We start from the raw sequence: 25,537 nt of genomic DNA, 5'->3' as shown, positions 1-25,537 counted from the left end.
GACTCTGTTTCCCGTGTTTCCCGTCCGATTCCCCGCCGGAAGGTGGGGTCCTGCCGCGTCTTCCCGGCCCTTTCGCTCGGCCGTTCCGACGAGTGAGACTTTAGCGGATTCAGGGGCTCCGACGCTAATCGGGGCTTCCCGTTCTTTCGAACGGGATTCCTGCTTTCCCGCTCCACGGCAACACACATGTCGAACAGGACGGCAGCGTGCCGTCTTGCTCTGAGAGGTTCCTGCGGAGTGGCTGCCCGGGTCCGACCTGGGTCGGCGCTCACGTCGAACAGCCCGAAGTACGTTACGGATCGGGGTTTGTGCTGTCAACTCCGGGGTAGCGCGCGTAGTCCGGGGTCATGACCTCGTGTGTTCGTACCCCTCGCACCTGCCAGTGGTGGGGCGCCTGACGGCCGCCGGTACACGCACATCCCCACGGCCGCCGCCTCCTGCGGCCGTTTCTGTCTCTCCTCCCCCGAGACCCCCCGATACCCCGGGACGCCGGGGCTGGGACCGGCCGGTCGGGCAGGCGGCGGGCCCTCGTACGGAGGAACAGGAGACGGCGCATGACCACGATCTTCAGCGGGATCAAGCCCACAGGGGACCTGACGCTCGGCAACTACCTGGGGGGCGGTCTCGCGGTGGGTCCGCGTCGACCAGCACCGGGCGGACGCCTTCTTCTCCGTCGTGGACCTGCACGCCCTCACCGTCGAGCACGAGCCGGCCAGGGTCCGGGCAGTCAGTCGCAGGACCGCGACGCTGCTGCTGGCCGCGGGGCTCGACCCCCAGGTCTGCACGCTGTTCGTGCAGAGCCATGGGGACGAGCACACCCGGCTCTCGTACCTGCTGGAGTACGTGGCCACGGAGGGGGAGCTGCGGCGCATGATCCAGTACCGGGAGAAAAGCGCGCGGGCCAGGGAGTCCGGTGAGGGCGTGCGGTTCTCGCTGCTGTCGTATCCGGCGCTGATGGCGGCGGACATCCTGGCGTACCGGACCGACGAGGTGCCGGTCGGTGAGGACCAGCGGCAGCACGTGGAGCCGGCCCGCGGCCTGGCGGTGCGGTTCAACCAGCGGTACGGGCCGGTGTTCACGGTGCCGCGGGCCATCGCGCCCCGGGTGGCCGCGCGGGTCACGGACCTCCAGGACCCCACGGGCAAGATGGGCAAGTCGCACGCGGAGGCGGCGGGGACCATCCATCTGCTCGACGACCTCGACACCGTGCGGCGGAAGGTCATGCGGGCGGTGACCGGCAGCGGGCGCGACGTCGTGTACGACAGGGCCGCGCGTCCGGGGCCGGCGAACCTGCTGGACGTCCTGGCCGCGTGCCGCGCCGACCTGGCGGCGGGCGCGGGGTCCCGTGGCGGGGGCGACGGGAGCGATCCGGCCGCACTGGCCGCGTCGTACGACTCGTACGGGGCGCTCAAGCGGGACGTGGCGGATGCGGTGGTCGAGGTGGTGCGTCCGTTTCAGGAGCGGTACGCGCGGCTCGCGGCCGACCCGGGCGCGGTGGACGCGGTGTTGCGGGCGGGCGCCGGGCGGCCGCGCGCGGTGGCACGGCCGGTGGTGGACGCGGCGTACGCGGCGGTGGGGCTGCTGCCCGCGGCGTGAGGCCGTCGGGCCGGGGGCTCGCGGGGTGCGGCCCCCGGGCCGGGGGTACGGCTCCCGTGCCCCCGGCCCGCGCGGGTCAGCCGTTGCCCGTGGCGAGTGCGCGGCTGCGGTCCCTGGCCGCTTCGAGGGCGGCGATCAGGGCGGACCGCACGCCGTGGTCCTCCAGTTCGCGGATGGCGTTGATCGTGGTGCCCGCGGGCGAGGTGACGGCCTCGCGGAGCTTCACAGGGTGCTCGCCGCTGTCGCGGAGCATCACGGCGGCGCCGATCGCGGACTGCACGATCAGGTCGTGCGCCTGGGCGCGGGGGACGCCGAGGAGGATGCCGGCGTCCGTCATGGCCTCGACGAGGAAGTAGAAGTAGGCCGGTCCCGAGCCCGAAAGGGCGGTGGCGGCGTCCTGTTGGGACTCGGGGACGCGCAGGGTCTTGCCGACGCCGCCGAAGATCTCCTCGGCGTGGGCGAGGTGTTCGGCGACCGCGTGGCTGCCCGCGGAGATGACGGACATGCCCTCGTCCACCACGACGGGGGTGTTGGGCATGACGCGCACGACGGCGACGCCCGCCGCGAGGCGCTCCTCGATGAAGGCGGTGGTGATGCCGGCCGCGGCGCTGATCACCAGGCGGTCCGCGTCGGTGTGCGGGGCGAGTTCGTCGAGGAGCGTGCCCATGTCCTGCGGCTTGACGGCGAGGATGAGGGTGTCGGCGCGCTTGGCGGCCTCGGCGTTGGTGACGTGTTCGACGCCGTAGCGGTCGCGGAGTTCGGCTGCGCGTTCGGGGCGGCGGGTGGTGACGAGGAGGTGCTCGGGGCGCCAGCCCGCGCGCAGCATGCCGCTGAGCAGCGCTTCGCCGATCTTGCCCGTGCCGAGGACCGCGACGGTCCTGCTGGGGCGGGTCTGGTTCGTACCGGTCACTTCGGTCACCTCGCCGTGCGGTGGTGCGGGGGTCTCGTACGGGGTTTCGTACGGAATCGTGCTGGGCCATCCTGGCATCCGCGGCCACAGGGCCCGCGGCGGCGGACGCCGCCACCGAGCAGCTGCTCGCCCGGTCCTCCGCCGCCCCTCCCGCCGGCTGTGTCGTCCCCGTGGGCGCACGGCTCCCTCGCCCCGGGCGACTACCAGGAGGGGCCGCAGCGGTCTGGACCCGATGGCCGCGCTGTCGCCCGGGGTGCCTCTGGGGGAGCGGCTGCGGGCACGACTCATGGCCCGGTACGAGGAGTTGGCCGGCGGGACAGCGCTCCCGGCGGGGCTGCACTGCTCGTACCTGGTGCGTGACGCCCGGCTCGGCGAGGCTGGTGCCGACCACCTCACCCGGGCCCGCGGTGGGTCCCTTGTGCGGTCGGTCACCCCGGTGGCACGGCGGGCGGGCGCGACGGTGACGCCGCGCGAGCACCGCCTCGTCACCCAGCGGGAGGCGCTGGACGAACTGGGCCGCATGGGTGCGCCGTCCGCCGTCGCCGGAGATGTGCGGGCGCTGCGGTACGCCCCCGGCCCGGCGCCCGCCACGGAACCCTGGCGCGCGGAGCGCGGCGAGTCGGCGCGCCGCTTCGGGCGCGGCTGGATCGGGCGGGTGGTACGGGCCGAGGGGCCCTCAGGGGCGGGGCCGGGGGGCGGTGAGGGCGTAGGCGGGTTCCGGGGTGCGGGGGGTGGGGACGTGGCGGAGCTTGTCGGGGTTGAGGACGCCGTGGACGGTCCTGATGCGGCCCTCGCCCACGGTGAAGGAGTAGACGGCGAGGGGGCCCGTGGTGATGTCGTAGAGGAGGGCTCCTGGGGCGCCGTTGACGTCGCGGGGGACGAGGCGCATGCGGTCGGGCTCGTAGCCGCGCAGGACGCGGGTCATGAACGTGGCGACCTTCTCGCCGCCGATCACCGGGAGCCGCGCGGCGACGACCTTGCCGCCGCCGTCGGAGCGGAGGACCGCGTCGGGGTCGAGGACTTCGAGGAGGGCGTCGAAGTCGCCCGCCATGGCCGCGGTGAGGAAGGCGTCGACGGCCCTGCGGCTCTCGTCGCGGTCCACGGTGGTGCGGGGCGCCTCGTCGCGGACGCGGCGGCGGCCGCGGGAGGCGAGCTGCCGTACGGCGTCGGCGCTGCGGCCCACGGCCTCGGCGATCTCCGCGAAGGGCACGGAGAACACGTCGTGCAGGATGAACGCGGTGCGCTCGGCGGGGGTGAGGCGTTCGAGCACGAACAGCATGGCCGTGCCGACGGACTCGTCGAGGGCGGCGCGCTCCTCCGGGCCCGGCTCGGTGACGAGGGGCTCGGGGAGCCAGGTGCCGACGTACGCCTCGCGGCGGGCGCGGGCCGAGGTGAGCTGGTCGTAGCAGATCCGGCTGACGACGGTGGTGAGGTACGCGCGGGGCGTGTGCGCCTCGCCGTCCGGCAGGCGCTGCCAGCGCAGCCAGGCGTCCTGTACGGCGTCGTCGGCGTCGGCGACGGATCCGGTGATGCGGTAGGCGATGCTCCACAGGCGCTCGCGCTCCCGCTCGAATACCGCTGGCTCGGCCACTGCTCGGCTCCCGGGTCTTCCGTCGTCGGCACGCTGGTGTGTCCGACGCCACCAGCTTTTCGTTCTTCCGGCCGCGCGTCCAAGACCTCGGACGACTCGTGACCAGTGGTGGCCCTTATCACCCCAGGTCGGAACGGTCGCGACCGATTTTACTTGCATGCGCCGAATATTTCGCTCGTGGACTACCCTGGGGGAGGGAAGAGACAGACGAGGACGCGCGGCCACGCGCGCAGGACACGGAGGTCCCCATGACCGCGACCGACCCGGCGCTCACCGCTCTCGCCCAGGGCTGGTCCGCGCTGTCGCTGCTCCACGGCCAGATCGAGTCGCACATCGAGCGGCTTCTGCAGGCGGGGCACGGGCTGAGCGTGCGCGAGTACTCCCTGCTCAACACCCTCAGCAGGCAGCACGACGGCGACGGCGGCCATCTCCAGATGAAGCAGGTCGCGGATGCGGTGGTGCTGAGCCAGAGCGCCACGACGCGGCTGGTCAGCAGGTTGGAGGACCGGGGGCTGCTGTCGCGGTACCTGTGCCCCACGGACCGCAGGGGCATCTACACGGACGTCACGCCCGAGGGCCTCGCCCTGCTGGAGCGGGCCCGCCCGACCAATGACGCCGCACTGCGGGACGCGCTGGCGGAGGCCGCGCGCAATCCGGCGCTTGCGCCGCTGGTGCGGGCGATCGAGGAGGCGGGCGTCCCGCTGGCGTCCGCGCCGCCGTCCGCGGTGGCGCGGGGCGCCGCCTGCGCGCCGGCCGCCGAGGCCGTCTCCTGACGCTGCCCGCGGCGGTGGGCCGGGCTCACGCGGGGGGCCTGGTGACCACGACCAGGTCGACGACGTACTCCTCGCGGACGGCCCCTTCGGGGAAGATCCGCAGCAGTTCCGCGCGCTCGGCGGTGAGGAACGCGGCCGTCGCGCTCTCGCCGAGGACGCGGAAGATCGAGTGGGTGGAGACGTTGTCGAGGTGCGCGTCGAGCGTGACGGTCCTGCTCCAGGGGACCTGCCGGTGCTCGTAGGGCGTGCCCGCCGGGAGCAGCCGGCCGGCCGCGAGCGCGCCCCGGATGCCGTGCTCGCCGTGGCCGCCGTCGCCCGCGTGGGCGCGCAGCCGCTCGTCCTGCGCGGCGATCCACGGCACGGCCTGGTCGGCGGCGTTCCAGAACATCGCGAGCGCCCCGCCGGGCCGCAGCACCCGCATCGCCTCGGCGTAGGCGCGCGCCCGGTCCGTCCAGTGCCAGGACTGGGCGTACGTGATGACGTCGGCGGACGTGTCCGCGAGCGGCAGGGCGTCGCCGACGCCCCGGACGAGCGGCACGCCGGGCAGGCCGCGGTGCAGCTGTCCGGCCATGCCGGGGCCCGGCTCGACCGCGGTGACGCGGGCGCCGCGCGCGAGGAGCGCGCGGGTCGCGAGGCCCGTGCCCGCGCCGACGTCCACCACGTCGGCGCCCGCGAGGCCGCGGCCCGCCGCCTGCTCGACGGCGTCGAGGAGCGCGGGCGGGTAGCCGGGCCGCGAGGAGTCGTACAGCTCGGCGACGGCGTCGAAGGAGAGAGCGCGTACGGTCACGGCGTTCCTTTCGTACGGGGCGGGGCGCCCACCCCCGGGGCCGGCGGATGTGGGGCGGGGTTCGCCCGGGGGGCCCGCAGGTGCGGGCCGCTCAGCGTCGCCCGGGCTTGCGCTGCTTCGCGCGGCGGGCCGCCGTGCCGGGCTTGCCGCTGCGGGCGGCGCGGCGCTTCTCGTACGCGGCGACGGCGGCCTCGTACTCGCGGCGGCGCAGCCCCTCGCCCGGGGCCTCGGTGAGCGAGCGCACGAAGTAGGCGAGGAGCGAGCCGATGAAGCCGATCGCCTTGAGGCTGCGCAGGGACTCCTCACGGCCGGGGTCGGCGGGGCGGGCGGAGAAGCCGTCCCAGGTCCTGCGGAACGCGACGAAGCTGCACACCGCGAACATCACCACGACGAGCACGCCCACGAAGGGGCCGACGTCGGCGAGCGCGAGGCCGTCGTAGGCGAACCGCAGGACGGCGCAGGACGCCGCGGCCGCCAGCAGCGAGCCGGCGGCGACCGCGGCGCGGCGCAGGGCGTAGCCGCCGTCGTGGGCGAGCCAGCTGGTGCCGAAGAACCGCAGGGCCTCCGGCTCCGGGCCGCCGGGGACGCCCTGCGCGGGGCGGCCCGCGCCACCGGGCGCGCCCGTCCCGGGCCGCTGCCCTTCGGCCTGCCGCTCCCGGGTGTCCTGCCCCCGGGTTTCCTGCCCCTCGGGGCTCCGCTGTTCGCTCACGGGTCGATTATCCCCGGCCGGTCCCGGTGGCCGGGAGCGGCGGGGCCCCGTACTCCTTCCGCCCCTGGTGTGCGGGGCGGCGCGGGCGCCTGGCGCGCCCCGGTGCGCGCGCCGCCCCCGGACCGGCGGTGGTCCGGGGGCGGCGCGGGAGGACTTCAGGGGCGGGCCGGGCGGGCCGGTCAGCCCAGGCGGGACACGTCGCGGACGGCGCCGCGGTCCGCGCTCGTCGCCATCGCCGCGTAGGCGCGCAGCGCGGCCGACACCTTGCGGTCGCGGTCGCGCGGCGCGTACACACCGCCGAGCGCCTCCCGGCGTGCGGCCAACTCCTCGTCGCCGACAAGGAGTTCGATGGAGCGTGCCGGGATGTCGATGCGGATGCGGTCGCCGTCGCGCACCAGCGCGATCGCGCCGCCCGCGGCCGCCTCTGGCGAGACGTGCCCGATGGAAAGGCCCGACGTGCCGCCGGAGAAGCGGCCGTCGGTGATCAGCGCGCAGCTCTTGCCCAGGCCTCGGCCCTTCAGGTACGAGGTCGGGTAGAGCATCTCCTGCATGCCGGGGCCGCCCTTGGGGCCCTCGTAGCGGATGACGACGACGTCGCCCTCGGTGATCTCCTTGCGGAGGATCTTCTCGACGGCCTCCTCCTGCGACTCACAGACCACGGCGGGGCCCTCGAACGTCCAGATCGACTCGTCCACGCCCGCGGTCTTCACCACGCAGCCGTCGACGGCGATGTTGCCGCGCAGCACGCCGAGGCCGCCGTCCTTGCTGTACGCGTGCGCCACGTCGCGGATGCAGCCGCCTGCCGCGTCCACGTCGAGCGACTCCCACCGCTCGGACTGCGAGAAGGCGCTCGCCGAGCGGGCGCAGCCGGGCGCCGCGTGCCACAGCTCGACGGCCTCCTCTGAGGGCGAGCCGCCGCGCACGTCCCAGGTCTCCAGCCACTCCTTGACGCCGGGCGAGTGGACCGTGTGCACGTCCTCGTTGAGCAGGCCGCCGCGGTACAGCTCGCCGAGGATGGCGGGGATGCCGCCTGCCCGGTGCACGTCCTCCATGTAGTACGTGCCGCCGGGGGCGACGTTCGGCGCGACCTTCGCAAGGCAGGGCACGCGGCGCGAGACGGCGTCGATGTCGCCGAGGTCGTACTCGACGCCCGCCTCCTGCGCGGCGGCGAGCAGGTGCAGGATCGTGTTGGTGGAGCCGCCCATGGCGATGTCGAGCGCCATCGCGTTCTCGAACGCGGCGTGCGTGGCGACGCTGCGCGGCAGCACCGACGCGTCGTCCTGCTCGTAGTAGCGCTTGGCCAGCTCGACGACGGTGGCCCCGGCGCGCTCGTACAGGGCGCGGCGCGCGGTGTGGGTGGCGAGGACGGAGCCGTTGCCCGGCAGGGCGAGGCCGATCGCCTCGGTCAGGCAGTTCATCGAGTTGGCGGTGAACATGCCGGAACAGGAGCCGCACGTCGGGCAGGCGTTCTCCTCGATGCGGAGCATGTCGGCGTCGGACACCGACTCGTTCACCGCGTCCGACATGGCGTTGATCAGGTCGAGCTTGCGGACCGTGCCGTCGACCAGCGTCGCGCGGCCCGCCTCCATGGGGCCGCCGGAGACGAAGATCGTGGGGATGTTCAGCCGCATCGCGGCCATCAGCATGCCCGGCGTGATCTTGTCGCAGTTGGAGATGCACACGAGGGCGTCCGCACAGTGCGCCTCGACCATGTATTCGACGGAGTCCGCGATCAGGTCGCGCGAGGGCAGCGAGTAGAGCATGCCGCCGTGGCCCATCGCGATGCCGTCGTCGACCGCGATGGTGTTGAACTCGCGGGGCACGGCGCCCGCGGCCTTCACGGCGTCGGAGACGATCCGGCCCACCGGCGCCAGGTGTGTGTGCCCCGGCACGAACTCGGTGAACGAGTTGGCGATGGCCACGATCGGCTTGCCGATGTCCTCGCTCGCTACGCCCGACGCCCGCATAAGGGCGCGCGCGCCCGCCATGTTGCGGCCGTGGGTGACTGTGCGGGACCTCAGCTCGGGCATCGTCGCTCGCTCCTTCAGCAGATGCGTACAGCACGAATGGCTGTGTCGAGCCTACGCTCCGCCTCCAAGATCCGGACACGTTGTCCGGAATGCGGGACGCACGTTCGAGGACCGGACGCGAGCGGCCCGCCGGGGCCGTTCGGGACCGTGGCCCACCGGGTCCCTACGGGGCCGCGCCGGTCGACAGCCCGGCAGGTCCGTACGGGCTCCGCTCGCTCAGCGGCCGGTCAGGTGGTGCTGGAGGGCCGGCGCCACCCGGCGTACCAGCTCCTCCGTGTCCGCTCCGGCCAGCGGTTCCAGCCGCAGTACGTACCGCAGCAGCGCGATGCCGACCATCTGCGACGCCGCGAGTTCGGCGGCGAGGCGCGGGTCGGGTACGTCGAGGGCGTGCGCGATCGGTTCGAGCAGCCGGCCGAGCACGAAGGTGCGCAGCACGCCCGCGGCGGTCTCGTGCGTGAGCGCGGAGCGGACCACGGCGAGCAGCGGGGCCCGGCTGTCCTCGTCCTCCCACACGCCGATGAAGTAGCGGGCGAGGCGCTCCCCGATGGCGTCGCGGTCGCCGCCGAGGATGTCGCGCACGCCGGTCGCGGGCTCGAAGGAGACCTCGATGGCCGCGCCGAAGACCTGTTCCTTCGTGCCGAAGTAGTGGTGCACGAGGGCCGGGTCGACGCCCGCGGCCCTGGCGATGCCGCGTACGGACGTCCCGTCGTAGCCGTGGGCCGCGAACTCGGCGCGCGCCGCGTCGAGGATGCGCTCCCGCGCGCCGGGCCCCGCGTCGGCCGCGGCCCGCGCGGGGCGGCCCCGGCCGCGCCTGACGGAGGCCCCGGAGCCCGCGGGGATGCTCGGGGCCGCCGGGGCGCCCGGGTCCGAAGCGGTGCCGGGGTCCGAAGCGGTGCCGGGGTCCGTCACGCGGCGCCCCCGGCGCGACCGCCGCGACCTCGCCCCGGCCGGCGGACGCGGGCGACGCGGCCCGCGCGCGCGGGCGCCTCCGCCGGGTCACCCTCACGGGCGCCGGGCGCCGCCGCGGGGGCGGGCACGGTGCCGGGCTGCGCGAGGTGGTGCCTTGCGAAGGCCAGCGCCTCCGCGAGATCGGCCTCGCGCTCGGCCGCCGACATCGCACGGCGCGTGTTGACCTCGACCACCACATGGCCGTCGAAGCCGCTGCCGCGCAGGCCCCGCAGCAGCTCGGCGCAGGGCTGGTCGCCGCGGCCCGGCACCAGGTGCTCGTCCTTGGCGGAGCCCCTGCCGTCGGCGAGGTGGACGTGCCCGAGCCGCTCGCCCATGCGGCCGACCATCGCGAGGGTGTCCGTGCGGGCGGTGGCGGTGTGCGAGAGGTCGACGGTGAAGTGCCGGTAGTCGTCCTTGGTGACGTCCCAGTCGGGGGCGTACGCGAGCATCTCGCGGTCGCGGTAGCGCCACGGGTACATGTTCTCGACCGCGAACCTGACGTCCGTCTCCTCGGCCATCCGCCAGATTCCGGAGACGAAGTCGCGCGCGTACTGGCGCTGCCAGCGGAACGGCGGGTGCACGACGACGGTGGACGCGCCGAGCTTCTCGGCCGCGGCCCGCGCCCGCTGGAGCTTGGTCCACGGGTCGGAGGACCAGACCCGCTGGGTGATCAGGAGACACGGCGCGTGGACCGCGAGGATCGGCACCTCGTGGAAGTCCGAGAGCCCGCGCAGCGCGTCGATGTCCTGGCTCACGGGGTCCGTCCAGACCATGACCTCGACGCCGTCGTAGCCGAGGCGTCCCGCGATCTCGAAGGCGGTCGCGGTGGTCTCCGGGTAGACCGAGGCCGTGGACAGGGCGACCTTCGCGGTCGGAACGCGCATCGCTTGATCTGCCGCTGGATTAGCCACCCGGACAGGGTACGGGGCCGCCCGCGCTCCCCCGCCCGCCGTGCGGGGACGCGGCGGCGGGCCCCGGGGCGGGTCCCGGCGGCGGGTCCCGGCGGCGGGCGGCCGGGGGCGTGCGGGCCAGCCCGTCAGGTCGCGGGCATCCGGTCGAGGCGGCGCAGGATGACGCCCTCGCGCAGCGCCCACGGGCAGATCTCCAGCACGTCCACGTCGAACAGGTCCATCGCGGCCTCCGCGACCAGCGCGCCCGCGAGCAGCTGCGGGGCCCGGCCGAGGGAGACGCCCGGCAGTCCCGCGCGCTGCTCCGCGGTCATCGCGGCGAGCTTCGGCACCCACTCCTCCAGGGCGGCGCGGCTCAGCTGGCGCTGCACGTACACGCCCTCCGCCGAGCGCGCGGCCCCGCCGATGCGGGCGAGCTGGCGGAAGGTCTTGGACGTGGCGACCGTGTGGTCGGGCCTGCCGAGACGGCTGAACTCGCCGACCGTACGGGCGATCTCGGCGCGCACGTCGCGGCGCAGCACCCGCACGTCCAGGGCGTCGGGCGGGTCGCCCGGCAGCCGGCCCGCGGTGAGGCGGCCCGCGCCGAGCGGCAGCGAGACGGCCGCGTCGGGGGCCTCGTCCACGCCGTACGCGATCTCCAGGGAGCCGCCGCCGATGTCGAGGACGAGGAGGCGGCCCGCGGACCAGCCGAACCAGCGGCGGGCCGCGAGGAAGGTCAGCCGCGCCTCCTCGGCGCCCGTGAGGACCTGGAGGTCGGTGCCGGTCTCCGCGCGGACCCGGGCGAGCACGTGGTCGGCGTTGGTGGCCTCCCGCACGGCGGAGGTGGCGAAGGCGAGGACGTCCTCGCAGCCCTTCTCCTCGGCCGCCCGCACCGCGTCGGCGACGGTGGCGACGAGCCGGTCCACCCCCTCGGGGCCTATCGCCCCGTCGTCCTGGAGGAGTTCGGCGAGGCGCAGCTCCGCCTTGTGGGAGTAGGCGGGCAGCGGCCTGGCGCCCCGGTGGGCGTCGACCGCGAGCAGATGCACGGTGTTCGAACCGACATCGAGGACTCCGAGTCTCATGGGCGGAACCGTACCCGCGGCCGCGGACTTACCCTTGGGCCCGTGCCTAAGACGAACAAGACGAAGCCGGGCAAAGCCGAGCAGGCGAAGGACCGGAAGAAGCCGAAGAAGCAGCGGGCCGACGCGGCCCGCGGCGGGGTCGCACTCGCGGTCCTGCCCGAGGAGGACGAGCACGGCCTCGACTTCGCGCGCGCCTGGGTGGAGTTCCCCGACCCTGCCGACGCCGAGCAGGTCTTCCGCTGCGACCTGACCTGGCTGACGTCGCGGTGGACGTGCATCTTCGGCAGCGGCTGCCAGGGCATCCAGGCGGGCCGCGCCGCCGACGGCTGCTGCACGCTGGGCGCGCACTTCTCCGACGCGGACGACGAGCGTCGGGTCGCCGGGCACGTGGCCCGGCTGACGCCGGAGATCTGGCAGTTCCACGACGAGGGCACGAGGAACGGCTGGACGCAGGCGACGGACGACGCCGACGCCGAGGATCACGGCGAGGATTACGGCGACGACGAGGACGACGAGTTCGAGTTCGCGGACGAGGCCGGGGCCGCCGGGGCCGAAGAGGACGCCGACGGCGACGACGAGGAGGACGTCGAGGACGACGACCCGCACCGCCAGACCCGCGTCTTCCAGGGCTCCTGCATCTTCCAGAACCGGCCGGGCTTCGCGGGCGGCGCGGGCTGCGCCCTGCACATCCTCGCCCTGAAGGAGGGCAGGGAGCCGCTGGAGACCAAGCCGGACGTGTGCTGGCAGCTGCCGGTGCGCAGGACGTACGACTGGATCGACCGCCCCGACGACACCCGCGTCCTGCGGATCTCCATCGGCGAGTACGACCGGCGCGGCTGGGGCCCCGGCGGGCACGACCTGCACTGGTGGTGCACGTCCGCGACGTCGGCGCACGGCGCGGGCGACCCGGTCTACGTGTCGTACGGCCCCGAGCTGACGGAGCTGATGGGCAAGGAGGCGTACGACGTCCTGACGGAGCTGTGCGAGCGCCGCCTGGCGAGCGAGCTGCCCCTGATGGCACCGCACCCGGCGGACCCCGGGCCGCGCTGAGCCGCGGGCGGCCCGGCTCAGCGCCGACCGGGTCCGCCGGGCCGCGGGGTCAGCTCGCGGACGGCGCGGCGCCGCTCGGGTCCTCGCCGGTCGCGGGGGGCGAGGACGGCGGATCGGGGCTCGATCCGTCGGACGCGGGGGCGGTGGGGTCCCCGGTGCCCGGACTGCCCGAGCCGCCGGAGCCGCCCGAGCCGTCGCCGCTGCCGTCGGAGCCGGAGGGCGAGCCGGGGTCGGTGGGGCTGCCGCCTGGGCTGCTCGGGCCTGTCGGATCGCCGGAGCCGCCAGGGTCGCTCGGCCCCGTGGTCGTGCCGGGGCTGCCGGAGCCGCCCGGCTTGCCCGAGCCGCCGCCGTGGTGGCCGCCCTGCCCGTGGCCGCCGTGGCGGCCCGAGGTGCCGGGCCGCGGCGAGCCGCCGCCCGGCGGGGTGCGCCCGTAGCCGTAGCCGTCCACGAGCACCACGGCACCGGTCGGGTGGAGCGCGATCCTGGCGCGCCAGGGGCCCGCGGGCTCCCGCGCGTGGTCGACCGTGACGTACAGCGTCACCGACTGGCCCGCCGCGAGCGTGCCCGAGTTCCGGCTGAGGCTCAGCCAGCTCGCGCCGACGCTCGCCGACCAGCTGACCGTCGCACCCTCCGCGGTGAGGGTGATCGTGGAGCGTCCCGCCGACGTACGGGCTGTGACGTCGAGCGTCCCCGCGCCCGCGGCGCCGTCGCCCGGCGTCGCCGCGCCGTGGCCGAGGACCTTGACGGACACGTCCGAGCCCCCGGCGCCGCGCCCGCCGTCCGCGCCGGGTCCGTCGCTGGCGTTGCCCGCGTTCTCGTACCGGTCGTAGCCGCTGCCGTCGCGCGAGGAGGGCCCGCCGGGCCCGCCCGCGCTGACGGAGGGGCCGCCGTGGCCCTCGCCGGTCTCCGGGGCGTTGCGGTACGCGGCCCACAGCGCGAACACCGGTGCCGCGATCACCGTGGCGACGACGGTCGTCGTCACCGCGCGGGCCCGCAGCCGGTCGCGGCGTGCCGCGCGGTCCTTGGCGTCGAGGGGGAAGCCGTCGCGGCCGAAGCGCGGCGCCGCGCCCCTGGCGCGCGGCGCGTGCAGCATCGCCGCGTAGGCCGCAGCCCTGTCGGCCTCGACGAGCGGCAGGACGGCGGGCGACCTGCGGGCGGGGCGCGGGCTCGCGCCCGGCCAGGGGCCCCGCGCCTCCACGCGCTCCGCCGCGCGGCGGCAGCGCGGGCAGTCGTCGACGTGCCGTACGAGCTCCTGGCGCAGCGCGGCCGAGAGCAGGACCTGGCTGTCGGCGGCGAGCCGGGCCACGGAGGGGCAGGCGCCCGTCTCGACCACGGCGAGCGCGGTGCGGGTCCGCTCGACCTCGACCGCTGCCCGTGACAGCAGGCTCCGCGCCGCTGCGGGCTCCATCGAGAGGACCGAGGCGACGCCGCGCGGGCCGAGCTGGTGGCGCACCGCGAGTTCGAGCACCTCGCGCTGCTCCGGGGTGGTGCCCGCCGCCTCGGGCCAGGCGAGCAGGGCCAGTTCGCGGCGCCTGCGCTCGTCGGCAGCGGGGTCGGCGGGGGCACCGCCCGGCCCCTCGGCCGCCGCGGCCTGGGCGTGCGCCCCGGCGCGGCCGCGGCGCCGGTCGTCGCGCCGGTGCGCGCGCTGCTCGGTGAGGGCGCGCAGGCACGCCCAGCGGGCGAGCGCGTAGAGCCACGCCTTGCGCTCGGGCTCACTGGTCGGCGAACGCCCGTACTGCCGCTCGGAGATGGCCAGCACCTCACCGAGCACCGCCATCGCCGCGTCGTGGTCGCAGAGCACGGAGAGGCAGTAGGTGAACAGGCCGTCCAGATAGGGCTCGTAGCGCGCGGGCGGCCTCGGCGCCGCCACCCGGGGCGCACGGTGGGGCGCACGACGCGCGCCGTCGGTGTGAAGGGAGGTCTCGGGGCTGCTGCTCGTCACCTGGCGACGGTAGACAGAGGAAAGGACGCCCTCCCGGCCTCTTCAGCGCATTTAATCCGTACGGGTGAAGGAACCCACCGAAAGGGGACAAGAATCGTCACTTCACTTACGCCGATCCGTCTCCGCACCACGTGTTCCACCCCTGGAAGCGCCCCGCGCGCGTCCCTCACCCACCCACGCGCCTCCCGTGCGCCAGGAGCGCGGTGTGGACATCGGACTCCGTGTTGGGCGACGGGAGATGAGCGGTCCGCTCGGCGCCGGCCGCCCGGGGTGCGGTGCTGCGGGCGGTGCTGTCGGTGGGGCGCTATACGGTGAGCGGCATGGCCACCCGCACGAAGACCGCCAAGGACAGGCCGACCTTTCGCTGCACGGAGTGCGGCTGGACGACGGCGAAGTGGCTCGGGCGGTGCCCCGAGTGCCAGGCCTGGGGCACGGTCGAGGAGTACGGCGCGCCCGCCGTGCGGACGACGGCCGCAGGGCGGGTGACCGCGGCGGCCGTGCCGATCGGCGAGGTCGACGGCCGGCAGGCGACGGCGCGGCCCACGGGCGTGGCCGAGCTGGACCGGGTGCTCGGCGGCGGGCTCGTGCCGGGCGCGGTGGTGCTGCTCGCGGGCGAGCCGGGCGTCGGCAAGTCGACGCTCCTGCTGGACGTGGCGGCGAAGGCGGCGAGCCCCGCGCACCGCACCCTCTATGTGACGGGCGAGGAGTCGGCGAGCCAGGTGCGGCTGCGGGCCGACCGGATCGGCGCACTCCACGACGACCTGTACCTCGCGGCGGAGACCGACCTGTCGGCGGTGCTCGGCCATCTCGACGCGGTGAAGCCGTCCCTGCTGGTCCTCGACTCGGTGCAGACGGTGGCGTCCCCGGAGATCGACGGCGCGCCCGGCGGCATGGCGCAGGTGCGGGAGGTCGCGGGCGCGCTGATCCGCGCGTCCAAGGAGCGCGGCATGGCGACGCTGCTCGTCGGCCATGTCACGAAGGACGGCGCGATCGCGGGGCCGCGCCTGCTTGAGCACCTGGTGGACGTGGTGCTCCAGTTCGAGGGCGACCGGCACGCCAGGCTGCGGCTGGTGCGCGGCGTGAAGAACAGGTACGGGACGACGGACGAGGTCGGCTGCTTCGAGCTGCACGACGAGGGCATCACGGGCCTCGCCGACCCGTCGGGGCTGTTCCTGACGCGGCGCGACGAGCCCGTGCCCGGCACGTGCCTGACGGTGACGCTTGAGGGCCGCCGCCCGCTGGTGGTGGAGGTCCAGGCACTGACGGTGGACTCGCAGATCCCCTCGCCGCGCCGTACGACCTCGGGTCTTGAGACGTCCCGGGTGTCGATGATGCTGGCGGTGCTCGAACAGCGCGGCCGCATCTCCGCGCTCGGCAAGCGGGACATCTACAGCGCGACGGTGGGCGGGGTCCGGCTCACCGAGCCCGCGGCGGACCTCGCGGTGGCGCTCGCGCTGGCGTCGGCGGCGAGCGACACCCCGCTGCCGAAGAACCTGGTGGCGATCGGCGAGGTCGGGCTCGCCGGCGAGGTCAGGCGGGTGACGGGCGTGCAGCGCAGGCTCGCGGAGGCCCACCGGCTGGGCTTCACGCACGCCCTCGTGCCGGGCGACCCCGGCAAGGTCCCGGCCGGTATGAAGGTCACGGAAGTCGCCGACATGGGCGACGCGCTGCGTGTCCTGCCGCGCCGGGCGCGCGCACAGGCACCCCGGGACGAAGATGTGCGCCGGTAGACTTTGCCCTGGTCTCGCCCATCCGTACGAGCCGGAGGATCGCAATGGCAGCAGGCGACCGGGGGTCGGCACCCGGAAAGTCCGGCGCGGGCTCCGGCGTTCCCGGCGCTGAATCGCTCATGCGCTCGTCCCTGAGCGCGGTCGCGCCGGGCACGGCGCTGCGGGACGGCCTTGAGCGCATCCTGCGCGGCAACACCGGCGGCCTGATCGTGCTCGGCATGGACAGGACGGTCGAGGCGATGTGCACGGGCGGTTTCGTGCTCGACGTGGAGTTCACCTCCACGCGCCTGCGCGAGCTGTGCAAGCTCGACGGCGCGCTCATTCTCGACAAGGACATCACCAAGATCCTGCGGGCGGGCGTGCAGCTGGTGCCCGACGCGTCCATTCCGACGGAGGAGACCGGCACCCGCCACCGCACGGCGGACCGGGTCTCGAAGCAGTGCGGCTTCCCCGTGGTCTCCGTCTCGCAGTCGATGCGGCTGATCGCCCTGTACGTGAACGGCGAGCGGCGCGTACTGGAGGAGTCCGCGGCGATCCTCTCGCGCGCCAACCAGGCCCTCGCCACCCTGGAGCGCTACAAGCTCAGGCTGGACGAGGTCGCGGGCACCCTGTCGGCGCTGGAGATCGAGGACCTGGTGACGGTCAGGGACGTCACGGCGGTCGCGCAGCGCCTTGAGATGGTGCGCAGGATCGCCACCGAGATCGCCGAGTACGTGGTGGAGCTCGGCACGGACGGCCGGCTGCTCGCGCTCCAGCTGGACGAGCTGATCGCCGGCGTCGAGCCCGAGCGCGAGCTCGTCGTACGGGACTACGTGCCGGAGCCCACGGCGAAACGCTCCCGCACGGTGCGCGAGGCGCTGGACGAGCTGAACACACTCACCCACACCGAGCTGCTCGAACTGCCGGTGGTGGCGCGGGCCCTCGGCTACAGCGGCTCCCCCGAGACCCTCGACTCGGCAGTCTCGCCGCGCGGCTACCGCCTGCTGGCGAAGGTGCCGCGGCTGCCGGGCGCCATCATCGAGCGTCTTGTGGAGCACTTCGGCGGCCTGCAGAAGCTGCTGGCCGCGAGCGTGGACGACCTCCAGACCGTCGACGGGGTCGGCGAGGCGCGCGCCCGCAGCGTCCGCGAGGGCCTGTCGCGCCTCGCGGAGTCGTCCATCCTTGAGCGGTACGTCTGACGCACCGGGCGTGCGCTTCCCGAGCACAACCCGGGCCTGACGGTGCGTCAGGCCCGTCAGGCCCGTCAGGCCGGGGGCCTACCGGGCCGGCGGCCCGCCAGACCCGGAGCCCCGTCAGTCCTGTTCCAGCCGTACGGACTTCTGGGACTGGGCCTGCGGGACCGTGGCGACGCCCGAGGTGATCTGCGCCAGGTAGGTGCCCGCACCGGCCGCGGGCGGTGCGGCGGCCGAGCACTTGGCGGTGGAGTGCCTGCGGTCCCAGGTCAGGGTGCGGGTGACGGTGGCGTGCGGCGGGATCTCGAAGTACGCGTGCGCCGTCTTCGGGCAGTCCTTGGACGTCCAGATCTGGTCGTCGTCGGTGTCGGTGATCGTCAGGACCACGGCCTTCGGCCCCAGGTCGGCCTTGCAGTCGGTGCCGGAGCCGTTTGTCACCACCAGCTTGAACTGCGGCTTCTCGTCCGGCTCGTACGCCGCGCTGGTGCTGTCGAGCGCGACCTTCAGCGCACCGCGCGAGCAGGTCGGCAGCGCGGATCCCCCGGGGACCTGGCGGGCCGTCGCGCCGCCCGCCGCCGCCCCGCCGGGGCCCGTGCCCCCCGCGGAACCGCCGGTCCGGCCGGAGCCCGCCGCGCCGCCGCCGTCCCCGTTCTTCCCGCCGTCGCCGCCCGAATCCGCAGATCCCGAAGTGCCCGAAGTGCCGGACGACGACGAGGAGCCGGAACCCGAGCCGCCCGACGCACCGTCAGAACCACCGCCGCCCGAGCCGTCACGGCCGCCGGGCTCCTGGCTGATCGCGGGGCCCGAGCCGCTCGGGCCCGGTGTGATCGACGTCGCGGGCGCGGGTCCCCCGCCGCGGTCGTCGTGCTTCTTGGCGCCCCCGCCGCCCGACGTGACGATCCAGGCGATCAGCGCGGCGACCAGCACGATCAGGGCGGCTGCCACGGACCTCCGTCGCCAGTAGATCGAGGAGGGAAGCGGCCCGACAGGATTGCGCAGAGAACCCACGCACCGAACTCTACGAGAGATCAGGGCCAACTCAGGCCCCACATGCCGCTCCTCCCGCAAGTTTTACGGATGATCATCACGGTGGCATCGCCGCACGTCCGCACGTCCGCACGTCCGCACGGTGCCGCGCGGCGTGCGACCATCGGTGCTGCCATGACTGCCACAGAACAGAACCCCGCTGCGCTGCACGCCCCGGTCATCTCCTGGTTCGACGCCCACGCCCGCGACCTGCCCTGGCGCCGCCCCGAGGCCGGTGCCTGGGGGGTCATGGTCAGCGAGTTCATGCTCCAGCAGACCCCCGTGAGCCGTGTCCTGCCCGTCTACGAGCAGTGGCTCGCGCGGTGGCCGCGCCCCGCCGACCTGGCCGCAGAGGCGCCGGGCGAGGCGGTGCGCGCCTGGGGCAGGCTCGGCTACCCGCGCCGCGCGCTGCGCCTGCACGCCGCGGCCCGCGCCATGGCCGAGCGCCACGACGGCGAGGTGCCGCGCGACCACGCGCAGCTGCTCGCGCTTCCGGGCGTCGGGGAGTACACAGCCGCGGCCGTCGCGTCGTTCGCGTACGGGCAGCGGCACGCGGTCCTCGACACCAACGTGCGCCGGGTGCTCGCCCGCGCCGTGACGGGAGTGCAGTACCCGCCCAACGCGACCACCGCGGCCGAGCGCAGGCTCGCCCGCGCGCTGCTCCCCGACGACGAGGCCACGGCCGCCCGCTGGGCCGCCGCCTCCATGGAGCTCGGCGCGCTGGTGTGCACCGCCAAGAACGAGACCTGTGTCGCCTGCCCGCTCGCCGCCTCCTGCGCCTGGCGCCTCGCGGGCAAGCCGGCGCACGACGGGCCGGCACGCCGCGGCCAGACCTACGCGGGCACCGACCGCCAGGTGCGCGGCAGGCTCCTCGCGCTGCTGCGCGAGGCCACGGACCCGGTCCCCCAGCACCACCTCGACACCGCGTGGCACGAGCCCGTGCAGCGCGCCCGCGCCCTGGACGGGCTGGTCGCCGACGGCCTGGTCGAACCCCTCGAAGGGGGCCGCTACCGCCTCCCCCTCGGCTGACGCCGGCACGCCCGGCAGGTGGCAGGTCCTACAGGTCCGGCCGCCCGTCGACTCGCCCGATTTGTCGTCCCGTTACACAACCGATGGACAGCCGTGCGTCCGTCTACGGGCGACGCGGACAGCCCCGTGACACGGGCTTCATAGGTTCTGTGGCGGACGCGCACAGAGCGCGGGGCAACACGGGGTCGGAGGCGGTCAGGCATGGCATACGTCGGTGAGGTGCTGGAGTTCGAGGAGTACGTGCGGACCCGGCAGGACGCCCTGCTGCGCAGCGCCCGGCGGCTTGTGCCCGACCCCGTCGACGCGCAGGACCTGCTCCAGACCGCGCTGGCCCGCACGTACCGCCGCTGGGACGGCATCGCCGACAAGTCGCTCGCCGACGCCTACCTGCGCCGCGTCATGATCAACACACGGACCGAGTGGTGGCGGGCGCGCAAGCTCGAAGAGGTGCCCACCGAGGAGCTGCCGGAGGCGAGCGTCGAGGACGGCGCCGAGCAGCGCGCCGACCGGGCGCTGCTGATGGATGTGCTGTCGGTGCTCGCGCCGAAGCAGCGCAGTGTGGTCGTGCTGCGGCACTGGGAGCAGATGAGCACCGAGGAGACCGCTGCCGCGCTCGGCATGTCCCCGGGTACCGTGAAAAGCACACTGCACCGCGCCCTGGCCCGGCTCCGCGAGGAACTGGAGAGCCGGGAGGCCGACGCCAGGTCCGGGGAGCGTGCGGAGAGCCGGCGCACGGGCCGGCGTGAGGATCCTGACGAGGAGCGGGGGCGGCAGAGGTGCGTGGCCTGAGGTCCCACAGGCCGTCCCTGGACGGGGACGGCGAGGGCAGGGGCAGATCCGCTGCGGGCGGGGCCGCGGGGTCCGAGCCGGGCCGTGCGCACGGCCGGGCCGGCCGGGTCCTCGCCGCGGGCGGCTCCACGGCGGCCGGGCTCGCGGGGCTCGCCACCATCGGGCTGCTCGCCGGCGGCTGCTCCTCGGGCGGCACCGGCATGCGCGACGAGGGCCCCGCGGTGCCCGCGCCGGTCGAGCGGACCATGCCCACCCCGACCGAGACGCCGAAGCCGCAGCGCGCCGACGTCGACCCGGTGGCGCTGCTGCGGGCCGATCCGCGGGTCAGCGAGCGGGTCAAGCAGACACTCAAGCCGTGCGGCTCGGCTTCGTACCCGGTGAACACGTCGTACGGGAACCTCACGGGCGGCTCCCGGCCCGACATCGTGATCAACGTGACGACCTGCGCGGACTCCATCGGCATCGGCACGTACGTCTACCGCGCGACGGACGGCGCCTCGGCGTCCCCCGGCCGGGCCCCCGCGGCGACCAGCGGCGCGGCGCCCTCGGCCACCCCCTCGGCGGCGGACGGCGGCTTCCCCGTGGACACCCCGACCCGGCAGGCCAAGCCGCTCCCCGGGCGGTACGAGAACGTCTTCACCGCCGAGGAACCCTCGGTCTACGCGACCATAGACAGGGGCGAGCTGGTCGTGACGCAGCAGGTCTACGCGAAGGGCGACTCGGTCTCCAGTCCTTCGGGCGAGGACGTCGTGACGTACGACTGGTCGAAGTCGAAGTTCGCCGTGCGCTACCGGGTACGCAACACGTACAGCAAGTCCGCGGACGGTGACGACGACCTGAGCGCGCCCGTGCCGGACGCCACCGCGTCCGAGTAGCCGCACCGCCCGCACGACGGGCGCCACCCGCCCGGGAAGTACCGCCCGCACCACCGCAGAGAGGCTGAGAGCAAGGGGATGGCCGACACCCATGTGCTGTTCGTCGAGGACGACGACGTCATCCGCGAGGCCACCCAGCTGGCGCTTGAGCGCGACGGCTTCGCGGTGACCGCGGTGCCCGACGGGCTCTCGGGCCTGGACGCGTTCCGCGCCGACCGGCCCGACATCGCGCTGCTCGACGTGATGGTGCCGGGGCTCGACGGGGTCAGCCTGTGCCGCCGCATCCGCGACGAGTCCACCGTCCCGGTGATCATGCTCTCGGCGCGCGCCGACTCCATCGACGTGGTGCTCGGCCTCGAAGCGGGTGCCGACGACTACGTCACCAAGCCGTTCGACGGCGCGGTGCTGGTCGCCCGGATCCGGGCGGTGCTGCGCCGCTTCGGCCACGCGGCGGGCGCGGGGCACGGAACGGCGGGCGGGCCCGCGGGCGAGCGCGGCGGCAGCCGCCCCGGGGTGCTGGCCTTCGGGGAGCTTGAGGTCGACACGGAGGGCATGGAGGTGCGCAGGGCGGGCGCTCCGGTCGCGCTGACGCCGACCGAGATGCGGCTGCTGCTTGAGTTCTCCGGTTCGCCCGGCACGGTGCTCTCCCGCGACAGGCTGCTCGAACGCGTCTGGGACTACGACTGGGGCGGCGACACCCGGGTGGTGGACGTGCACGTCCAGCGGCTGCGCGCCAAGATCGGCCAGGACCGCATCGAGACGGTCCGCGGCTTCGGCTACAAGCTGAGGGCATGAGGGTACGAGGACGGTCATGCCCGTGACGAAGGGCCGCACACGCGCCCCCCGCCCCGCCCGCCGCGCACGCGCCGGGTGCAGGCTGGCCCCATGAGGCGGCTCGCTCTGCGCACCGGCATCCGGTGGAAGATCAGCATCGCGATCGCCGCGGTCGGCGCCCTGATCGCGGTGGCGCTGAGCCTTGTCGTGCACAACGCCGCCCGGGTCTCGATGCTCGACAACGCCCGCGAGGTGCAGCTCTCGCAGACACTGTTCGCCGAGCGGATGTACGACACCACCAAGGAGGCCAAGTTCGGCACGAAGATCAACGACCCGGGGCTGCCCGCGCAGCTGCGCGAGAAGACCAAGCAGGGCCGCAGGGCCACCCTGGTCGAGGGCGGCGGCGTGCCGGACATCTGGGCCGCGGTACCGCTCGGCAACGGCACGGTCCTCTCCAGCCACAGCCGCCTCGCCGAGCGCTCCACCACCATCATCAAGGACCTGGACCGCGCCCTGCTGGTGGGCTCGGCCGCGGTGGTCGTCGGCGGCTCGGCGCTCGGGGTGCTGATCGGCGGGCAGATATCCCGCAGGCTGCGCAAGGCGGCAGCGGCCGCGGGCCGGGTCGCGCAGGGCAACACGGACGTGCGGGTGCGCACCGCCATAGGCGGGGTCGTACGGGACGAGACCGATGAGCTCGCGCGGGCCGTCGACGCGCTCACCGACGCGCTCGGGGAGCGCATCGAGGCGGAGCGCCGGGTCACCGCGGACATCGCGCACGAGCTGCGCACCCCCGTCACGGGCCTGGTCACGGCCGCGGAGCTGCTGCCGCCCGGCCGCCCGAGCGAACTGGTGCGCGACCGGGCGCAGGCCATGCGCACGCTGGTGGAGGACGTGCTGGAGGTGGCGCGTCTGGACAGCGCGTCCGAGCGCGCGGAACTCCAGGAGATCGCGCTCGGCGAGTTCGTGGAGCGGCGGGTGCGGGCGGTCGAGCCCGACGCCGAGGTGACCGTCCTGCGCGAGTCCTGGGTGAGCACGGACCCGCGCAGGCTTGAGCGCATCCTCGGCAACCTGCTGGCGAACGCGAGGAAGCACGGCGGCTCGCCGGTGGAGGTGAGCGTGGAGGAGCGGGTGGTACGGGTGCGGGACCACGGCCCCGGCTTCCCGGAGGCGCTGCTGCGGGAGGGGCCGAGCCGCTTCCGTACGGGCGCGTCCGACCGCGCGGGCCAGGGCCACGGCCTGGGCCTGACGATCGCGGCGGGCCAGGCCCGTGTCCTGGGCGCCCGCCTCACCTTCAGGAACGCGGGGGCGGACGGGACCGGCGGCGCGGTGGCCGTGCTGTGGCTGCCGGAACACGCCCCGACGACCACCGGCAGCTTCCCCGTGGTGGCCCTCCCGGGGCGGCCCTGAGCGCGGGCGCCCGCAGCGGGCGCCGCACGCGCCTGACTGAACGTCAACTCACTATGCCTGTAGGTGACTTGGCCCCTCTGTGCCAGACTGGGCCAATGGCATATTCCAAGCCTCCGGTCGATGTCAGCAGACCCCATCCGGCGCGTGTCCACGACTTCCTGCTGGGCGGCCGCGACAACTACCTGGCCGACCGCAGAGCCGCGGGAGAACTCCCGGCGCGGGCCGCGAGGGCGGCCAGACAGGACCGGGCCTTCATGCACCGCGCGGTGGGATGGCTGGCGAGCATCGGCGTCGACCAGTACCTCGACGTCGGCAGCGGCATACCGACCGAGCCGAACCTCCACCAGATCGTCCAGCGCGTCAATCCGGCCTGCCGCGTCGTCTACACCGACAACGACCCGCTCGTCCTGTGGCACGCGGCCGCCCACCTCATCAGCGCCCCGCAGGGCGCCACGGACTACCTCAGGGCCGATCTGCGCGACCCGGCTGCGCTGCTGGCGCGCGCCCGCGAGCTGCTGGACTTCGAGCGGCCCCTCGCGCTCTCGCTCATCGCCCTGCTGCACTTCCTGCCGGACGGGGACGACCCCCACGGCCTCGTACGCGCCCTGGTGGGCGCCCTGCCCTCGGGCAGCTATGTCGCCCTCTCCCACGGCACACCGCCCGCAGCGCCCGAGGCCGCTTACGGCACCGGGACGGCGCGCGCCACCCCGGCGCCGCCCGCGGCCCCGCGCCAGGTCATCCCGTACGGCCGCAGCCGCGCGGAGACGGGCCGCTTCTTCGCCGGACTCGAACTGGTGGCGCCCGGACTCGTCGCCGCGCCGCTCTGGTACAAGAACACCCCGCCGCCCGAGGACGAGACGGCCGACAGCCTCGCCGGCGTGGCCCGCGTGCCTTAGGTCGTGCCCGCCCGCCTTACTTGCCGCCCGGCTAGTACGTACAATGGGGGGCGGACCACAGCGGGCCGGCCGGGGCGCCGCCCGCACGACCGAGAGACGAGAGCGCGCCATGGCCAGCACGGGCACCCAGCGCCGGGGAGACACCCGGCAGCGGATCCAGGACGTCGCCCTCGACCTGTTCGTCGAGCACGGCTACGAGAAGACGTCCCTGCGCGAGATCGCCGAGCGGCTCGACGTCACCAAGGCCGCCCTCTACTACCACTTCAAGACCAAGGAAGACATCCTGGTCAGCCTGTTCGCGGACCGCGCCGAGCCGCTCGACGCGCTGATCGCGTGGGGCGAGTCCCAGCCGAACACGCTGGAGACGAAGAAGGAGTTCCTGCGGCGCTACGTGGAGCAGCTCAAGGACTCGTCGCGGCTGTTCCGCTTCGTGCAGGAGAACCAGGCGGAGATGCGGGACCTGCGCGTGGGCGAGACGTTCCGTTCCCGGGTCGAGGCGACCGTGGGTCTGCTGCTGACCCCGGCCCCCTCGCTCGCGGACCGGGTGCGCGTCACGACGGCGCTGCTGTCCCTGCACGCGGGGATGTTCGCCCTGAGAGACGTCGAAGGAGACGACGAGGAGAAGTACGACGCTCTCCTCGAAGTCTCCTTCGACCTGCTGACCGCGGCCCACGAAGGGGACCGGGGCCAGGGCGCCTGACCGCCGCCCGGCGGGGGCCGCCGGGGCGGCGCGGCGGCTTCCCGGCCCGCACGGCCCGGGGGGGCCGGTGGGGTCGGACCGGGTGGCTCGCGCCTGCCGGGTCAGACGGTGACGCCGAGCCCGCGCAGGAACGTGACGGGGTTGACGGCGGAGCCGTAGTTCGGCGTGTCGCGGATCTCGAAGTGCAGGTGCGGACCCGTCGTGTTGCCGGTGTTACCGGACTTCGCGATCTCCTCGCCGGTCTTCACGTTCTCGCCGACGTGCACCTCGACCCTGGAGAGGTGCGCGTACTGCGAGTACTTGCCGTCGGAGTGCCGGATCACGATGGCGTTGCCGTACGCGTCGCCGTCGCCGGCGCCGTGCGGCCCGGCCTTGACGACCGTGCCGGTGTGCACGGCGTGGACCGCGGTGCCGATCGGTACGGCGAAGTCCTGACCTGAGTGCTTGTGGACCCAGTGGCTGCCGGAGTCGTCGAAACCGGCGGTCAGCTTGTACTGCGTGACGGGGTCGATCCAGGACGCGGCCTTCTTGGCGGCGGCGGCCTTCACGGCCTTCGCCTTCGCGGCCTTGGCCTGCTCGGCGTGCGCGGCCTTCGCCTGGGCGTCGGCCTGGTGGTGGACGGCGGCAGCCGCCACCGCGGCGGTCTGGTGGGTGCCTGCGGGCGTCTGGGCGCCGGCGTCGCCGGTCGCGGCGAACGCGGCCCCGGCCCCTGCCACCATCGACACCCCGAGTCCTGCGGCCACGACGGCGGCGCGACCACGACGGACGGCGGAGAGCGGGGTGCGGGACTTCGAGCGCTGCGACATACGGGAAACCTCCGGGCATGAACGGACC

General features: G+C 74.6%; 22 protein-coding genes and 1 pseudogene. 12 read left to right on the top strand and 11 right to left on the bottom strand.

Annotated elements, in window-relative coordinates; all coding sequences use genetic code 11:
• Positions 1 to 554: 554 nt before the first annotated feature.
• A pseudogene (gene trpS, locus ABEA77_RS20960) lies at positions 555 to 1,596 on the top strand (tryptophan--tRNA ligase).
• A 76-nt stretch (positions 1,597 to 1,672) separates the two neighbouring features.
• Here trpS and proC read toward each other — a convergent pair.
• Together proC and sigJ are read right to left on the bottom strand one after the other, a co-directional pair.
• A complete protein-coding gene (proC, locus tag ABEA77_RS20955) occupies positions 1,673 to 2,506 on the bottom strand; it encodes a pyrroline-5-carboxylate reductase (RefSeq protein WP_345649754.1) in 834 nt (277 codons plus the stop codon).
• Between the two features lie 676 nt (positions 2,507 to 3,182).
• Entirely contained in the window at positions 3,183 to 4,097 is a 915-nt protein-coding gene (sigJ, locus tag ABEA77_RS20950; RefSeq protein WP_345649751.1) for an RNA polymerase sigma factor SigJ, read from the bottom strand.
• A 248-nt stretch (positions 4,098 to 4,345) separates the two neighbouring features.
• On the opposite strand from sigJ, the gene ABEA77_RS20945 reads away from it, so the two are divergent.
• Positions 4,346 to 4,870 (top strand): MarR family winged helix-turn-helix transcriptional regulator, encoded by a 525-nt coding sequence (locus ABEA77_RS20945; RefSeq protein WP_345649748.1) that lies wholly within the window; start codon positions 4,346 to 4,348, stop codon positions 4,868 to 4,870.
• A 25-nt stretch (positions 4,871 to 4,895) separates the two neighbouring features.
• Here ABEA77_RS20945 and ABEA77_RS20940 read toward each other — a convergent pair whose 3' ends face one another.
• The 6 genes from ABEA77_RS20940 to ABEA77_RS20915 form a co-directional block, all read right to left on the bottom strand.
• Positions 4,896 to 5,657: a class I SAM-dependent methyltransferase gene (locus ABEA77_RS20940; protein ID WP_345649745.1), complete on the bottom strand. Its 762-nt coding sequence runs from the start codon at positions 5,655 to 5,657 to the stop codon at positions 4,896 to 4,898.
• A gap of 91 nt (positions 5,658 to 5,748) precedes the next feature.
• The gene (locus ABEA77_RS20935) at positions 5,749 to 6,216 is read right to left on the bottom strand and encodes a hypothetical protein (protein WP_345649768.1); all 468 of its coding nucleotides are present in this window, start codon (positions 6,214 to 6,216) and stop codon (positions 5,749 to 5,751) included.
• Positions 6,217 to 6,545: 329 nt separating this feature from the next.
• Positions 6,546 to 8,396, bottom strand: a complete 1,851-nt coding sequence (ilvD, locus tag ABEA77_RS20930; protein WP_345649742.1) for a dihydroxy-acid dehydratase — start codon at positions 8,394 to 8,396, stop codon at positions 6,546 to 6,548.
• Between the two features lie 216 nt (positions 8,397 to 8,612).
• Positions 8,613 to 9,236, bottom strand: a complete 624-nt coding sequence (locus ABEA77_RS20925) for a TetR/AcrR family transcriptional regulator (protein WP_345649766.1) — start codon at positions 9,234 to 9,236, stop codon at positions 8,613 to 8,615.
• Positions 9,237 to 9,301: 65 nt separating this feature from the next.
• Positions 9,302 to 10,228, bottom strand: coding sequence for a sugar phosphate isomerase/epimerase family protein (locus ABEA77_RS20920; protein ID WP_345649739.1), 927 nt, complete (start codon positions 10,226 to 10,228; stop codon positions 9,302 to 9,304).
• 152 nt (positions 10,229 to 10,380) lie between these two features.
• Positions 10,381 to 11,313, bottom strand: a complete 933-nt coding sequence (locus tag ABEA77_RS20915) for a Ppx/GppA family phosphatase (RefSeq protein WP_345649737.1) — start codon at positions 11,311 to 11,313, stop codon at positions 10,381 to 10,383.
• A 153-nt stretch (positions 11,314 to 11,466) separates the two neighbouring features.
• On the opposite strand from ABEA77_RS20915, the gene ABEA77_RS20910 reads away from it, so the two are divergent.
• Positions 11,467 to 12,363, top strand: coding sequence for a DUF3109 family protein (locus ABEA77_RS20910; RefSeq protein ID WP_345649765.1), 897 nt, complete (start codon positions 11,467 to 11,469; stop codon positions 12,361 to 12,363).
• 49 nt (positions 12,364 to 12,412) lie between these two features.
• Here ABEA77_RS20910 and ABEA77_RS20905 read toward each other — a convergent pair whose 3' ends face one another.
• Complete coding sequence (locus tag ABEA77_RS20905) at positions 12,413 to 14,305, bottom strand: BACON domain-containing protein (RefSeq protein WP_345649735.1); 1,893 nt, start codon at positions 14,303 to 14,305, stop codon at positions 12,413 to 12,415.
• 320 nt (positions 14,306 to 14,625) lie between these two features.
• Between ABEA77_RS20905 and radA the strand changes: the two genes are divergently transcribed.
• Together radA and disA are read left to right on the top strand one after the other, a co-directional pair.
• Positions 14,626 to 16,035 (top strand): DNA repair protein RadA, encoded by a 1,410-nt coding sequence (gene radA / locus ABEA77_RS20900; RefSeq protein ID WP_345649732.1) that lies wholly within the window; start codon positions 14,626 to 14,628, stop codon positions 16,033 to 16,035.
• 44 nt (positions 16,036 to 16,079) lie between these two features.
• A complete protein-coding gene (gene disA / locus ABEA77_RS20895; protein WP_345649729.1) occupies positions 16,080 to 17,213 on the top strand; it encodes a DNA integrity scanning diadenylate cyclase DisA in 1,134 nt (377 codons plus the stop codon).
• A 114-nt stretch (positions 17,214 to 17,327) separates the two neighbouring features.
• Here the strand turns inward: disA and ABEA77_RS20890 are convergent, their stop codons facing one another.
• Entirely contained in the window at positions 17,328 to 18,152 is an 825-nt protein-coding gene (locus ABEA77_RS20890; protein WP_425588338.1) for a hypothetical protein, read from the bottom strand.
• Between the two features lie 216 nt (positions 18,153 to 18,368).
• Here ABEA77_RS20890 and ABEA77_RS20885 point away from each other — a divergent pair, with 216 nt between their 5' ends.
• From ABEA77_RS20885 to ABEA77_RS20855, 7 genes are all read left to right on the top strand, one after another.
• A complete protein-coding gene (locus tag ABEA77_RS20885) occupies positions 18,369 to 19,262 on the top strand; it encodes an HhH-GPD family protein (protein ID WP_345649723.1) in 894 nt (297 codons plus the stop codon).
• A gap of 201 nt (positions 19,263 to 19,463) precedes the next feature.
• The gene (locus tag ABEA77_RS20880; protein WP_345649720.1) at positions 19,464 to 20,051 is read left to right on the top strand and encodes a SigE family RNA polymerase sigma factor; all 588 of its coding nucleotides are present in this window, start codon (positions 19,464 to 19,466) and stop codon (positions 20,049 to 20,051) included.
• Positions 20,039 to 20,926 (top strand): hypothetical protein, encoded by an 888-nt coding sequence (locus tag ABEA77_RS20875; RefSeq protein ID WP_345649717.1) that lies wholly within the window; start codon positions 20,039 to 20,041, stop codon positions 20,924 to 20,926. The genes ABEA77_RS20880 and ABEA77_RS20875 overlap by 13 nt, the downstream gene beginning before the upstream one ends.
• Positions 20,927 to 21,004: 78 nt before the next feature.
• A complete protein-coding gene (gene cseB / locus ABEA77_RS20870; RefSeq protein WP_345649714.1) occupies positions 21,005 to 21,721 on the top strand; it encodes a two-component system response regulator CseB in 717 nt (238 codons plus the stop codon).
• 90 nt (positions 21,722 to 21,811) lie between these two features.
• Positions 21,812 to 23,107, top strand: a complete 1,296-nt coding sequence (gene cseC / locus ABEA77_RS20865; protein ID WP_345649711.1) for a two-component system sensor histidine kinase CseC — start codon at positions 21,812 to 21,814, stop codon at positions 23,105 to 23,107.
• A gap of 95 nt (positions 23,108 to 23,202) precedes the next feature.
• Entirely contained in the window at positions 23,203 to 24,003 is an 801-nt protein-coding gene (locus tag ABEA77_RS20860; RefSeq protein ID WP_345649708.1) for an SAM-dependent methyltransferase, read from the top strand.
• Between the two features lie 109 nt (positions 24,004 to 24,112).
• Positions 24,113 to 24,703 (top strand): TetR/AcrR family transcriptional regulator, encoded by a 591-nt coding sequence (locus ABEA77_RS20855; protein WP_345649706.1) that lies wholly within the window; start codon positions 24,113 to 24,115, stop codon positions 24,701 to 24,703.
• Between the two features lie 101 nt (positions 24,704 to 24,804).
• On the opposite strand, the gene ABEA77_RS20850 is transcribed toward ABEA77_RS20855, so the two are convergent.
• Positions 24,805 to 25,509: a M23 family metallopeptidase gene (locus ABEA77_RS20850; RefSeq protein WP_345649703.1), complete on the bottom strand. Its 705-nt coding sequence runs from the start codon at positions 25,507 to 25,509 to the stop codon at positions 24,805 to 24,807.
• Between the last annotated feature and the right edge of the window lie 28 nt (positions 25,510 to 25,537).

Origin of the sequence: Streptomyces tremellae (assembly GCF_039540215.1) — a bacterium.
Taxonomy (GTDB): domain Bacteria; phylum Actinomycetota; class Actinomycetes; order Streptomycetales; family Streptomycetaceae; genus Streptomyces; species Streptomyces tremellae.
The sequence above is the reverse complement of the archived record's forward strand: the minus strand, read 5'-3'. Positions and strand labels throughout refer to the sequence as shown.